At 47.0% G+C, this 12435-nt stretch carries 12 protein-coding genes and 2 tRNA genes; 7 read left to right on the top strand and 7 right to left on the bottom strand.

Going from position 1 to position 12435, the window contains the following annotated elements; all coding sequences use genetic code 11:
* Positions 1-150 precede the first annotated feature (150 nt).
* Positions 151-2289, bottom strand: a complete 2139-nt coding sequence (gene glyS / locus PMG25_RS21970; protein ID WP_283769038.1) for a glycine--tRNA ligase subunit beta — start codon at positions 2287-2289, stop codon at positions 151-153.
* A 325-nt stretch (positions 2290-2614) separates the two neighbouring features.
* Between glyS and PMG25_RS21965 the strand changes: the two genes are divergently transcribed.
* Positions 2615-3343, top strand: a complete 729-nt coding sequence (locus PMG25_RS21965) for a Bax inhibitor-1/YccA family protein (protein ID WP_283769037.1) — start codon at positions 2615-2617, stop codon at positions 3341-3343.
* Between the two features lie 88 nt (positions 3344-3431).
* Here the strand turns inward: PMG25_RS21965 and PMG25_RS21960 are convergent, their stop codons facing one another.
* The 4 genes from PMG25_RS21960 to PMG25_RS21945 all read right to left on the bottom strand — a co-directional run bounded on the left by PMG25_RS21960 (position 3432) and on the right by PMG25_RS21945 (position 6889).
* Positions 3432-3683, bottom strand: a complete 252-nt coding sequence (locus tag PMG25_RS21960) for a hypothetical protein (protein WP_283769036.1) — start codon at positions 3681-3683, stop codon at positions 3432-3434.
* Positions 3684-3921: 238 nt separating this feature from the next.
* Positions 3922-5187: a carboxyl-terminal processing protease CtpC gene (ctpC, locus tag PMG25_RS21955; RefSeq protein ID WP_283769035.1), complete on the bottom strand. Its 1266-nt coding sequence runs from the start codon at positions 5185-5187 to the stop codon at positions 3922-3924.
* Between the two features lie 194 nt (positions 5188-5381).
* A complete protein-coding gene (gene ispG, locus PMG25_RS21950) occupies positions 5382-6605 on the bottom strand; it encodes a (E)-4-hydroxy-3-methylbut-2-enyl-diphosphate synthase (protein ID WP_283769034.1) in 1224 nt (407 codons plus the stop codon).
* Between the two features lie 77 nt (positions 6606-6682).
* Positions 6683-6889, bottom strand: a complete 207-nt coding sequence (locus PMG25_RS21945; protein ID WP_283769033.1) for a hypothetical protein — start codon at positions 6887-6889, stop codon at positions 6683-6685.
* 146 nt (positions 6890-7035) lie between these two features.
* Between PMG25_RS21945 and PMG25_RS21940 the strand changes: the two genes are divergently transcribed.
* Positions 7036-7109, top strand: a tRNA-Val gene (locus PMG25_RS21940).
* 117 nt (positions 7110-7226) lie between these two features.
* On the opposite strand, the gene PMG25_RS21935 is transcribed toward PMG25_RS21940, so the two are convergent.
* Positions 7227-7299, bottom strand: a tRNA-Ala gene (locus tag PMG25_RS21935).
* A gap of 136 nt (positions 7300-7435) precedes the next feature.
* Between PMG25_RS21935 and PMG25_RS21930 the strand changes: the two genes are divergently transcribed.
* Both PMG25_RS21930 and PMG25_RS21925 read left to right on the top strand, forming a co-directional pair.
* Entirely contained in the window at positions 7436-8512 is a 1077-nt protein-coding gene (locus PMG25_RS21930) for a RuBisCO accumulation factor 1 (protein WP_283769032.1), read from the top strand.
* Positions 8509-8979: a P-loop NTPase family protein gene (locus PMG25_RS21925; protein ID WP_283769031.1), complete on the top strand. Its 471-nt coding sequence runs from the start codon at positions 8509-8511 to the stop codon at positions 8977-8979. The genes PMG25_RS21930 and PMG25_RS21925 overlap by 4 nt, the downstream gene beginning before the upstream one ends.
* Here the strand turns inward: PMG25_RS21925 and PMG25_RS21920 are convergent.
* Complete coding sequence (locus tag PMG25_RS21920) at positions 8963-9163, bottom strand: hypothetical protein (protein ID WP_283769030.1); 201 nt, start codon at positions 9161-9163, stop codon at positions 8963-8965. The genes PMG25_RS21925 and PMG25_RS21920 overlap by 17 nt on opposite strands.
* A 198-nt stretch (positions 9164-9361) precedes the next feature.
* Between PMG25_RS21920 and PMG25_RS21915 the strand changes: the two genes are divergently transcribed.
* The 3 genes from PMG25_RS21915 to PMG25_RS21905 all read left to right on the top strand — a co-directional run bounded on the left by PMG25_RS21915 (position 9362) and on the right by PMG25_RS21905 (position 12338).
* Positions 9362-10120, top strand: a complete 759-nt coding sequence (locus PMG25_RS21915; RefSeq protein ID WP_283769029.1) for an RNA polymerase sigma factor — start codon at positions 9362-9364, stop codon at positions 10118-10120.
* Positions 10110-11018 (top strand): DUF1822 family protein, encoded by a 909-nt coding sequence (locus tag PMG25_RS21910; RefSeq protein ID WP_283769028.1) that lies wholly within the window; start codon positions 10110-10112, stop codon positions 11016-11018. Before PMG25_RS21915 ends, PMG25_RS21910 begins: the two co-directional genes overlap by 11 nt.
* Before the next feature lie 153 nt (positions 11019-11171).
* Positions 11172-12338 carry an RNA-guided endonuclease InsQ/TnpB family protein gene (locus PMG25_RS21905; RefSeq protein ID WP_283767998.1) on the top strand — a complete coding sequence of 389 codons (1167 nt, stop codon included), beginning with the start codon at positions 11172-11174 and terminating at the stop codon, positions 12336-12338.
* The last annotated feature ends 97 nt before the right edge of the window (positions 12339-12435 follow it).

Raw genomic sequence — 12435 nt, 5'->3', positions numbered from 1 at the left:
TTTTGTTGTGGTATAATTTGTGAAAATGAAAACCCCCTGCTTTTTAAGGGGGGCAAGGGGGGATCTTTTCCTACTGTCCACCGATACAGCGCAAAGCGCTGTAACCCGCCCCTTGACATCCAAGACAGTATCTACAATAACCTGGGTTTTTTAATTGACGATCGCCCCAAAATCCGCCAATACCCGCGCATGATTCCGCAGAATGCTCAGTAAATTTAACCGGTTAGTTTGTATCTTTGAATCTTCCGCCATCACCAGGACGCTATCTTCGCCATCGAAAAAGCGACTCACCGTAGGCGCAATTTCGGCTAAAGCATTGACCAAATCTTGATAGTTGCGGGTTTCTTGACAGCGTTGGGTTTGGGGCACAATTTTTACCATGGCATCGTAAAAGGCTTGTTCTGAGGCTTGCTCGAATAAGTCGGGTTTGACGACTCCTACGGGATCGAGTTGTTCTTTATCCAAACTTCCTTTAGCGGCTAACCGAGTGGAACGGTTGACGGTGGCGTAAATGTCGTCTAATTTGCCGGATGTGCGGATTTCTTGCAAAAATAGGGCGCGTTTGAGCAAGTCTAGCAGATCGGCTAATCCACGACTGGCGTATTCTGGGTCATCTTCCCCTAAAACGGCATTGACGAGATCGTAATCAATGCTTTTATCTTCCTGGAGTTGGGTGCGGATGCGTTGCAGGAAGAAGTCTTCTAGGGTGGGGACTAAGTTGGGAAGGTCGCTATTGGGCCAGCAGGAGGCTACACTATCGGTTAGGAGTTGATGCAGATCCAGGGGTAAATAGCCCTCCCAGGTAATGCTAATGATGGCATTAGCCGCGCGTCTGAGGGCGAAGGGATCGGAGGAGCCACTGGGAATCATGCCTAAACTAAAGATACTAATTAAAGTGTCCAGGCGATCGCCCATTCCCACGACTTGACCCACTAGAGTTTGCGGTAAACTATCCCCAGCGCCTTTGGGGAGATAATGCTCTACAATGCCCGTAGCAACGGCTTCCGGTTCTCCACTGGCACGAGCATACTTTTCTCCCATCACTCCCTGCAACTCTGGGAACTCGTACACCATTTGGGTAACTAAATCTGCTTTACATAATAGGGCCGTGCGATCGCATAATTCCCTATCTTCACTGCTTAACTGGAGTTGCTCGGCCAACACCCGCACACAAGTGCGAATGCGCTCCACCTTATCGCGAACGGAGCCTAATTTTTCCTGAAATGTCACCGTTTCCAGCTTCTCGACATAACGTTCCAGGGGTTGAGCTAAATCCGCTTGATAGAAAAACTGACCATCAGCGAGTCTAGCGCGAATCACCCGTTCATTTCCCTGGGCAATGAGGTCAGATTTGGCGGGGTCACCGTTAGAAACGGTAATAAAATAGGGTAAGAGTTCTGCTGATGTTTCCGATTGAAACACGGGAAAATAGCGTTGATGGGACTCCATTTCCATGGTGGTCACTTCGGTGGGGATTTGCAGAAAGTCATCATCAAATTTGCCCACCACTGCCGTCGGATATTCCACTAGGTTAGTCACTTCTGCTAGTAAATCCGGTGAAATACGGGCATATCCGCCCACTTTTTCCGCACAAGCAGCCACTTGAGTTTTAATGATTTCTTCGCGCTTTTTGGGGTCAACCTGAATAAAAATCGACTCCATGGCTGCTAGATAGTCCGATGCTTGCTCAAGACTCACCGGTTGAGGATGGAGGACGCGATGACCGTAGGAGAGGCGATCGCCAAAAATTGGAGTTGAGCCATTTTCCAGTACAATCGGCAATACCTGCCGATCGAACAGTGCCACTAACCAGCGAATGGGACGAGGAAAGCGAATCTGACCATCTCCCCAACGCATAAACCGTCTTCCCTCTAACCCAGAAATCCATCGAGGAACCCATTGGGTCAACAATTTGGGAACAACGGAGCCAGGAATATGTTGGCGAATAAAGACAAAATCACCCTTTTCCGTCGGTCGAATCTCCAAGTCTTCTACATTCACCCCTTGGTTTCTGGCAAATCCTTCTGCGGCCTTTGTCGGTTTCCCGTCCTTAAATGCAACTTTTGCGGGGGGGCCTTTGATCTCTGCTTCTCGGTCAGGTTGTTGTAGAGGTAATCCCTCAATCAGGACACAGAGACGACGGGGAGTCCCATAGACCTCGATACTTCTGGGAGTCAGCAGTTCGTCTGCTAAACTTTGGGGAATGAGCGATCGCCACTGGTCGATAGCACTGGCGATAAAATCCGCAGGGAGTTCTTCTGTACCAACTTCTAAGAGGAATGTAGACATATAACCAGACGTTCAGGACGCAAATTTCAGGCGATCGAGATTCTTCAGTTTACCTTGGTTTGGCTCTGATTCACCCAAAATACACCCATCAGAATCATAGCACCGGCGATCGCCCCTTTCAGACTTAAACCACTTCGTGCTGCGATCGCAACCCCCAACGCCGTTAGAACTTTACCTTAAATCCTCAAACCTAGTTATCATAACCTTTTCGCCCTTGCCTTTTGGAACCTTAAAAAAGAAACTTGGGCAATTTGCTGAAACTCTACAGAGCTTTGCGCCACAATATAAGATAAGGCTTTGTGATAGACGTTTAACCTGAATACCCATGAGTAACAGTTCTAACTTTCTCAATGACATTCGCGAAGCAAAGGGGCAACTGATTGTCGGCCCCAATGTAATTCCTAATGCCCTTCCCTATGTCGGTGGAGGCCTGGTTTTAACTGCCCTAGGAACCTATGGCGGTTTAACTGTAATCAACACGAACCCTGGTATCTTCATGCCCACCTTTATTGTGGCCATGATTGCTGAGTTAGTGCTTTTCTTCATTGCTAGAGGAGTCGCTGAAAAAGCGAATAACAGCACGGCTTTGCCCTTACTGGCAACCTATAGCCTCCTCTCCGGTTATACCCTCAGTGGCTTAGTTTACGTTGCCCTAGGGACTGAAGGAGTCGGTATCCAAGGCATTGCCTTTGCCGCTCTCGGTTGTGGAGTCGCTTTTGTTCTCGCCCGTCAAATTGGATCAAATCTATCTGAGCAAGATGGTTTGGCCTTAACGCAAACGATTCAAATGGCCTTAGTTGCCTTTGTCGTGGTTATCTTAGCCCAATTTATCTTTGCTCTGTTTGGCGTTTATACTCCCAACTGGTTAGAAATTGCCATTTCTGGTTTTGGGGTTTTCCTCTTCTGTGGCGTTGCTGTAGTCGATTTCTTTATTCTGCCCCGTACCTATCAGGATGAGCAATACCTATCGGCTGCTTTGTCGATGTACCTCACCTACATTAACTTGTTTGTGTTTATCTTGCGTCTCCTGATTGCTATTTTTGGCCGAGATTAAGAGATTCATGAACTAAAATGAGGGTTAGCTGAAAAAAATCAGCTAACCTTTTTTTTGCTTTTTTAATATTATTCAACGATAATTGGTTCTAGAAATAATCTTTTTTCTTTTTTTTCTTCTTCTTGCTAATAAAGTTTTCTTGGATAATTTTATATCCTTTTGTACCTTGTTCGAGTAAGCTGGCAACTTCTGAATCGCTTAATCCATTTTTTTTTGCTTTATAGATCAAGTCAGCAATTTCTTTATCGGTCAAACTGTTGGTGGCTAATTTTTGAACAGTTGAGAAGCCTTTTTTAAGGGTTTTTCTCGCTTGTTTCGGATCGAGCAGGTCATCAAGCATGACTGTTTTGTTCAGAGAGTAAGTGAGTCTAACAGGCTGGGGAGAGGAGAGTCAGTTTACAGGTCTGACTCTCAAAAAGGACTCAGGTGGGCAGGGTCTGCGTGTATACTTTGAATGATATTGTGGCTTTCCCCTGCCCACCCTACGATGAGGGGTCATCATAGTGGTTTAATCGGACTTCATATCATGGGTATTTTTCGGCATGTTCTTTATAAGCCCTAGAGATCCGAGCTAGACGTTACTGTTTGGCGATTTCTTGAGTAAGAATCTTCAGGGCTTCGGCATATTGGGGATCGGTCTTCGTCCCAATTTGATCCCGATGTTTAACCAAGTATTCTTTTTGTTCTTCCGTGAGTTCTACAAGGATATCGGGTTCAATGCCCAACTTATTAATATCGCGACCATTGGGGGTGAGATATTTAGCAATCGTCACTGCTAACCCCGATCCATGGGCTAGAGGTTGCACCGACTGAACTAATCCTTTACCAAAGGTTTTTGTTCCCACAATTACCGCTCGTTCATTATCCTGTAAAGCTCCAGAAAGGATTTCACTGGCACTGGCCGATCCGCCATCGACTAAAACGACTAAGGGGAGATCTGTTAACGGTCGATTATTCGCCCGTTGCCGTTCCGTTTCTCCCTGTCGGTTAACCGTAGAAACGATCGCCTCCCGGCCCGGTAGCCACATGCGGGCGATCGCCACACTCGAATAGAGCAATCCTCCAGGATTTGAGCGTAAATCTAAAATATAACCCGATACGCCCTCAGATTCTAAATCCTCAATTGCGTCGCGCATCTCCTCAGCCGCCGGAGCGCTAAACTGGGTCAGTCGAATATAGCCTATATTATTCCCAGGCCCTTCCTGACGATAGCTATAGCGCACGGGATGGATTTCAATGCGTTGGCGCTTAATCGGAAAATCAATTTCCTCTTGACCGCGCAAAATGGTTAACACCACTTCAGAATCCACCGGCCCCCGGATCAGTTTTACCGCATCATTAACATCCATGCCTGCGGTATCTTCGCCATCAATTTTGACGATAAAATCCCTGGCCTGAATTCCCGCTTCAAACGCGGGAGAATCTTCAATGGGAGCAACCACTACCAATCGATCCGTTTCCTCATCCATGGAAATCTGAATACCTACCCCGGTCAGTTCCCCAGAAGTATCAATTTGCATATTGTTGAACTCTTCTGGGTCCATAAACCGGGTGTAGGGGTCGTTGAGTTGCTTCAACATTTCTCTGATGGCTGCATAGGCTTCTTGATCCGAGGTATATTGGCGACTCAGGTATTCCTGACGCACCTCTTGCCAATCAACCTGGTTAAATGTGCCATCAACATATCGATTGTTGATAATTTGCCAGACTTCATCCACTAATTCTTTTGGGCCATCCTGGAAAAATGCTTGGCCTCTTAAATGGATTCCTGCACCAGCAACGGTTACAGCGGTCAGCATAACTGCCGTTGCACCTAAAACAAGTCCGCGTGTGGTTTTGGTCATAAGCTTACTGAACCGGGGATATTACTTTAGGGGGAGTTTAGCCCAATCTAACACATGCTACTCTACACCGAGCTATAGAGAAGCGATAATGCTCCGCATCGCTTCGCGATCGCTCCTTTATGGTTCCCTTATGCGATCGCTCTTGAGCCAATTCCGGAGAATTCAATTCGACCTTCCCCTCCCTTATGATCAAGTTACGGATCGACCCAACGGCCATCCGCCTTAATTAAATTAATTAATTCTTCCACTCCTTGGTCTTCTGGAACCTTTTTAATTTCTTCTTTCCCGCGATACAGAGAAATATACCCCGGCTGTCTACCCACATAGCCATAGTCTGCATCTGCCATTTCTCCGGGCCCATTCACGATACAGCCCATGACTGCAATATCCAAACCCGTTAAATGGTTGGTCGCTTCTCGCACTTTATGCAGCACTTCTTCTAGGTTAAACAGGGTGCGTCCACAGGAGGGACAGGCCACATATTCAACCATGGTTTTACGCAGTCCCAGAGCTTGAAGAATGCTATAACAAACCGGAATTTCTTTTTCTGGAGATTCTGTTAAGGAAACTCGAATTGTATCCCCAATACCATCGGCTAGAAGGGTGGCAATACCTGCGGTAGATTTAATCCGCCCATACTCCCCATCTCCTGCTTCTGTGACTCCCAGGTGCAAAGGATAGCTCATTCCCAGCTCATCCATGCGCTTAACCATCAGGCGATAGGCCGCCAGCATGACTGGAACTCGTGAAGCTTTTAGGGAAATGACAATATTGTAAAAGTCCAGAGATTCACAAATCTGGATAAATTCCAGAGCCGATTCTACCATGCCCTCTGGGGTATCCCCATAGGTAAATAGCATCCGCTCTGCCAATGACCCATGATTGACCCCAATACGCATGGCTTTTCCCTGGTCTCGTAGAGAAATTACGAGGGGTTCTAAGGTTTGGCGAATTTTATCCCCGATTTCGGCAAATTCTGCCTCTGTATATTCTGTGCGATCGGCTTTGGGTTTTTCAAATACATATAACCCTGGGTTAATCCGCACTTTATCCACATGCTTGGCCACTTCCAGGGCAATTTTCATGCCATTGTGGTGAACATCAGCCACCAGGGGAACCGGCTGATAAGTATCTTTGAGTTTTTGCTTAATTTCACTGAGGGCTTTAGCATGGGCCAGACTCGGAACTGTGACCCGCACAATTTCACAACCGATTTCATGCAATCTGCGAATGGCTGCCACTGACCCTTCAATATCCAGGGTATCTTCGTTAATCATCGATTGGACGACCACAGGATGTCCGCCACCAATGGTAATATTTCCCACGGGAACGGGTCGGGTTTTCCGTCTCTCGATGCTCGTGGCGATCGCCGGTGACGAGGTTGATTGAGTTTGGATAGGATTGGGTAGAGTTTGCATAAACACTCAATACGGATGGAAAGGCTATCAATAGCGTCTCACATTCGGGCCGTCCTGGGAATAGGCAAGGCCCCTAATCATTCTTCATTAGCATCAGGGATAACCCATTGAGGAGGGGCCATTCTTTTTTTCCGCAGGGCCTCATCTGCAATATCCAGCATTCGATCGAGAGAAGTGTCTTTAATAAAATTGGAGGCTTGTTGAGCGTATTCTCGGTGAGGACATTGATCACCTAATACACATCCATTAACACAGGCTTTGGCACAATCAATTTTTGATTCCATGGTCGAGTTTCCTTGCTTCTACTCTTGACGTACCTTATCTTATCTTTTGCCAGTTGGACACCTCGATCTGGTTTCTATTGCTCAGGGGGTAAAAATGTTGAGATTCTTGATCTATGAGCTAAATTGTGCTATATTACCTGAGTTGCGGACGTATAGCTCAGTTGGTTAGAGCGCCACGTTGACATCGTGGAGGTCACAGGTTCGAGTCCCGTTACGTCCATTGGGATAACGCCTAAAAATCCCCTGAAACTGGCACGAAATTGGAACAAATAGCAAAATAAGATAGATTCGGGGAACCCAATCAAATCAAGCGGGGGAACCATTGCCCATCGGGGAATGGAGCTAACCGGACTCGAACCGGTGACCCCCTCAATGCCATTGAGGTGCTCTACCAACTGAGCTATAGCCCCGAAGTGCATTTAACAGTATGCCTTGATTCCGAATCGTTTGTCAAGAGCTAGACTGAAAATTGATATCCTCCTAGGCCGATCGCCCCCCAGAAAGCGATAAAGTAATCAAAGGACTATCGAGTGAAGAGTTACGGCCATGAGTTATTCCCCCTATTCAGCCCCTAATGCCGAACCCATTGATGCAGAGGCCTTGTTGCTGCAACTGCGGCGCAAACAAGGTACATGGGTTGACTGGGGACACGCTTGTAGCCAATTGCAAAAGGCGGGATATCAACCCGATCGCATTTTTGAAGAAACGGGATTTGAACCGGTACAACAAAATCAGGTGATGGTGGCGGCTCAAGTTTACACCAGTTTAGTCAAGGGGGAGATTAACGAAAATGTGCGATCGCACTATAACCAAAAAGGCTCAGATCTTCTCTATGAGTTTCGCATCCTCAGCCAACCCCAACGGGTGGCAGCAGCCGAGTTTAGCTTAGAGCAGAACCTGGATGCCGATCAGGCCCACGAACTGGCCAGAGCGATCAAAGACTTCTCTGGCAACAGTTCCCCCAGCGAAGGCTTTTCTCAGCATCCGGGAGATATCATGGCCCATCAATGCTGGAAAAGTGCGCGGCAACACAAAGATATTCAAGAGCGATCGCGGCTGATTGCTAAAGGATTGCGGTATGCTCACAGTGCGACAGCTCGCCAACATCTGGAACATCTGCTGACGGATTTTACCGTCGTTCCTCAAAAAAGCGCCCCCAGATTGCCGGTATATCGCCTGGAATCGGTGGATGAATCTCCCCGCGTGATTCCGGTGGTCGGTCAATTTCCCCTCAGTTTCGATGATTGGAAAGCTGTACCCTTTATCGAACCCCTTGAACCCTTTGGCGTGGTTCGTAGCGAGGGAAATTCGGCCTTTGTGGCAGTTCCTGGATGGCCGGTGATTCGGGGAATGGGCGATCCGGTAGCTCTGTTAGCCAACAGCGAACAATTGCCCCAATCCCTATCGCAGAATTCAGAAACGGTTTTAATTTTAGTCGATCGCCAGGAACGAGAATGGCATAGCGATCGCTATTTTTTGGTCAACATCGGGGGTCAACTGGAACTGCAATGGTCAGAAACTGAACCCGATCATCCCCTTTTGGCTCAACTGGTTTTAATCATGCGCCCCCATCGTATCCTAGACCCAGAATTTACCAAACAACTCTGGCAAGTCGAAGAATGAGAATGATTCTGCTGGGTAACGCGGGTGCAGGCAAAACCACCATGGCTCGTCGCTTAATTGGCGATCGGGCCATTACTCGCTTATCCCTAGATGAAATTGCCTGGAACCCAGGGCCCGAAAGAAAACCCCTGGATGAAAGTATTGCCCTATTGCTCTCGTTTATTCAAGAACATGAACAATGGGTAATTGAAGGCTGCTACGCTGATTTAGTCGAAGCCGCCTTACCCTACTGCACCGAACTGCGTTTTCTCAATCCAGGTATCGAAACCTGTGTCCGTAACTGTTACCAACGCCCTTGGGAACCGGAAAAATTTGCTGCCCCCGAAGACCAACAGGCGATGCTTGAAGTTCTCGTTGATTGGGTCAAGCAATATGAAACGCGCAACGACGAATATGGACTATCGCGCCATCGCGCTCTCTACGATCGCTTCACTGGGACAAAACAAGAGTTTAACCAGCAACCCTAGAGGCACTGCGAGACTCTTGTTCCACCTTCCCGTTTAAAACCCCCTGCTGGAGCTGGTGAAAGGCTTGAATATCTTCTAGTCCGTAGCGCGTACATTGGAGAAGATACCGAAGTTGCTCTTCGTGGGTACGTGAGAGATATCCACTCATCAGGGTTTGCTGGACAATATCGCGAATTAAAATCATGGGATGAATCTCCTAGGGAACGCTAAAATCGCCAAGACTTCATGAAGCCTTCATTAGATCTCTCAGAAAAATCCCTAGGTTTTTATGCAAAACCCCCGGATTTTGTCATAAAAATTTACATTTATCGGTTTTTATGTAAATTTTTGTAAATTCTGCATAAAAAGCCCCCTAAAAAACTGAGAACCCTATAGAGGTGTCATGCAGCACCTTGCCCTTAGAGGTTCTCTCATTAGTACGGAAGGCATGGCAGAGTTACCAGACTTAACAGAGTTAGACCAAACGTTGAAACCCTTGGCGATCGCCGCCAAGCAACACCCTCCCAAAAGTTTGCACCGGAAGCAGCTTTTGGACAAACTGATCCGGACTCTGATCGACTCCGATCAACTCGCCAGACCGAGGCGTAATCAATTCAAAAACCACTATGCAGAGATTTATGCAGAAGCCAAACAGCAACTGTTTTACCATCTTTGCCACCGAATTGATGACTACGATCCGGACAAAGGCGAAGTGTTGCAATGGGCCAACTATCTCCTAGAAAAACGGTTTTTCATTGAAGCGTCTCGGTGGGTGTTACAAAGCATTCCCAGGGGCGTACAACGACTCAGCCTCGATGATTTAGAAAAACAGTTTAATCAGCCCGAAAAGCCCGTCACCTTAGAACAAATCTATCCAGAACGAATGCCCTTAATTTCAGAACAGGTGATTGGTTGGATTCGCGCCGATCCGGACGGACTCTTTCAGCGAACCCATATTGTAGGCAAACCGGCTGCTAATTTTCAGTTTCTTGCCCTGAGAATGATTGAAGGTTATTCCTGGCAGGAAACCGCCGATCAATTGGGCATTCGCCTAGTTACAATTAATCGGTTCTATCACCGATGTTTAGCTAAATTTTCTGCCCAGATCCAAACCTATATTTTGACCCAACCTATTTCCAACTCGAACGATGATGAAAACTAATCCTACAATCACCATGCCCTTAACCCTGAAGGTTCACGAGCAGGCAGCCCGATGCGCCCAAAATCAAGTCGATCCGGGTAAAGCGAAACAAGTTTATCTGAATACATTAGCGATTCAGGCAGTGAAAACCTACTTAGAATGGTTCGATCTCGCTCCGGATGGGGAAGCCTCTGACAGTCATAACCCTATTTTGCAATCTCTTTCTAATAGTGCTGATCTATGGATTGAGGGCAAAGGTCGAGTGGAGTGTCGGCCGGTTTTACCGGGAGAATCTAGGTGCGTTATTCCGCCAGAAACTTGGGGCGATCGCCTAGCCTATATTGCCGTTCAACTCAACTCAGACCTCACGGAAGCCAATCTGGTGGGATATTTGCCCCATGTCTATCACTCAGAAGTCCCCTTAACTGACTTTCACTCCCTCGATACTCTCTTGGAACATTTGCATCCAGTCATGCTGACTCAATGGTTGGATAATTTAGAGGATCAGCTGGCTTCGGGTTGGCAAACTTGGAGGGAATTTTGGTCAACCTCCCAACCCCAATTGGCTTTCAGTTTTAGACATCCTAGTGTTACCGCTTCTGCACCTAACCACTGTGAACGGGGCAAAAAGTTACAATTAGACCCCAATGGTGAGCCAATCGGATTATTTATAGGTATTCATCCGATGGTGAATGACGAATTTGATATTTTTGTACAAGTCTATCCCCTAGGGAACCAGTCCCATTTACCCCCAGACCTGCAATTGTCGATTTTAGATGACGAAGATGAAGTGGTGATGCAAGCTTCTTCTAGAAGTACAAAATCTATGCAACTCGATTTTAGTGCTGAAATTGGCGATCGCTTTTCGGTTAAAGTGTCCCTAGGGGATATTAGTCTTACTGAATGGTTTATGATATAACCGCTTATCTCCCCTTCAACTCATACCCAGGTGATTGAATTAATCATGAGAGCCTCCACTGAGCTTGGAAACCCCGTCTCTTTAGAGCGGGGAGGAAAAGCGAGGCAAGCGGCTTTAGCCGCAGTCTCACACAATAAATGATATAATGTGAGCATGACTCAAAAAGCATTTAAGTTTCGTTTTTATCCAACTCCTGAACAGGAAACCCTGTTGAGGAAGACGCTTGGCTGTACTCGCTTGATCTATAACCGTGCATTAGCGGCAAGGACTGAAGCATGGTATGAGCGGCAAGAGCGTATCGGATATAAGGAAACGTCGGCAATGCTAACTGAGTGGAAGAAACTGGATGAATTAGACTTTCTGAATGAAGTTAGTTGTGTCCCATTACAGCAAGGCTTAAGGCATTTGCAGAAGGCATATACAAACTTCTTTGCAGGCCGGGCTAAGTATCCCAATTTCAAGAAAAAGTCGAACGGCGCAAGTGCAGAGTTCACCAAGTCTGCCTTCAAGTATCGTGATGGCAATGTATATTTGGCGAAGTGCGCTGATCCATTACCGATTCGGTGGTCTAGACAACTCCCTAAAGAAGCAGTGCCTAGCACTATCACCGTAAGACTTACACCTTCTGGTTGCTGGTATGTATCCTTGTTGGTTGATATCAGCATTGCGCCATTGCCACCAGCTACCGGCAAGCTAGGGATTGACTTGGGTATTTCCAGTTTGTTGACCCTGAGTGACGGCACTAAGATAACCAACCCTAAAACGTTTCGGGATAAGCGTCGGAAACTTCGCAAAGCTCACAAAGCACTGGCACGGAAACAGAAAGGCTCGAACAACCGATATAAGGCACGGCTTAAGGTTGCTCGTATCCATGCTGAAATTGCCGATGCTAGACAAGACCATCTTCACAAGCTGACGACTCAATTGATTTGTGAAAACCAAATGATCGTTGTAGAGGACTTGGCTGTGAAGAACATGATCAAAAACCACAAGCTTGCCCTTTCTATTAGTGATGCAAGTTGGGGTGAGATAGTTCGACAGTTGGAATACAAAGCGGAATGGTATGGGCGGGAACTGGTCAAGATTGACCGTTGGTTCCCATCATCTAAACGTTGTTCTAACTGTGGGCACATCGTTGACAAAATGCCGCTTAATATTCGTGATTGGGTGTGTCCTGACTGTGGGTGCAACCATGATCGTGATGTTAATGCAGCAAAGAATATTTTGGCCGCTGGGCTGGCGGTTTCAGTCTGTGGAGCGACTGTAAGACCTGAAGAGAGTAAATCTCGGAAGGCTGGTGCGATGAAACAGAAACCCTGATTAGTGATGATTAGGAATCCCCGTGTCTTTAGACCGGGGAGGAGTCAAGCAAACGTTGTATGTAGGGGCGAAGGGCCCTTTGCCCCTACCGGTGGGT

Source organism: Roseofilum capinflatum BLCC-M114 (assembly GCF_030068505.1).
Taxonomy (GTDB): domain Bacteria; phylum Cyanobacteriota; class Cyanobacteriia; order Cyanobacteriales; family Desertifilaceae; genus Roseofilum; species Roseofilum capinflatum.
Note: the sequence above shows the minus strand (reverse complement) of the source record. Positions and strands in the feature narration are given on the sequence as shown.

Excerpts from the sequence above, each read along its gene's own strand:
- PMG25_RS21965 (WP_283769037.1), top strand. The coding sequence starts at position 2,615 with ATGAGTAACAGTTCTAACTTTCTCAATGACATTCGCGAAGCAAAGGGG.
- ctpC (WP_283769035.1), bottom strand. The coding sequence starts at position 5,187 with ATGACCAAAACCACACGCGGACTTGTTTTAGGTGCAACGGCAGTTATG.
- ispG (WP_283769034.1), bottom strand. The coding sequence starts at position 6,605 with ATGCAAACTCTACCCAATCCTATCCAAACTCAATCAACCTCGTCACCG.
- glyS (WP_283769038.1), bottom strand. The coding sequence starts at position 2,289 with ATGTCTACATTCCTCTTAGAAGTTGGTACAGAAGAACTCCCTGCGGAT.
- PMG25_RS21905 (WP_283767998.1), top strand. The coding sequence starts at position 11,172 with ATGACTCAAAAAGCATTTAAGTTTCGTTTTTATCCAACTCCTGAACAG.
- PMG25_RS21960 (WP_283769036.1), bottom strand. The coding sequence starts at position 3,683 with ATGCTTGATGACCTGCTCGATCCGAAACAAGCGAGAAAAACCCTTAAA.
- PMG25_RS21915 (WP_283769029.1), top strand. The coding sequence starts at position 9,362 with ATGCAGCACCTTGCCCTTAGAGGTTCTCTCATTAGTACGGAAGGCATG.
- PMG25_RS21910 (WP_283769028.1), top strand. The coding sequence starts at position 10,110 with ATGAAAACTAATCCTACAATCACCATGCCCTTAACCCTGAAGGTTCAC.
- PMG25_RS21945 (WP_283769033.1), bottom strand. The coding sequence starts at position 6,889 with ATGGAATCAAAAATTGATTGTGCCAAAGCCTGTGTTAATGGATGTGTA.
- PMG25_RS21920 (WP_283769030.1), bottom strand. The coding sequence starts at position 9,163 with ATGATTTTAATTCGCGATATTGTCCAGCAAACCCTGATGAGTGGATAT.
- PMG25_RS21925 (WP_283769031.1), top strand. The coding sequence starts at position 8,509 with ATGAGAATGATTCTGCTGGGTAACGCGGGTGCAGGCAAAACCACCATG.
- PMG25_RS21930 (WP_283769032.1), top strand. The coding sequence starts at position 7,436 with ATGAGTTATTCCCCCTATTCAGCCCCTAATGCCGAACCCATTGATGCA.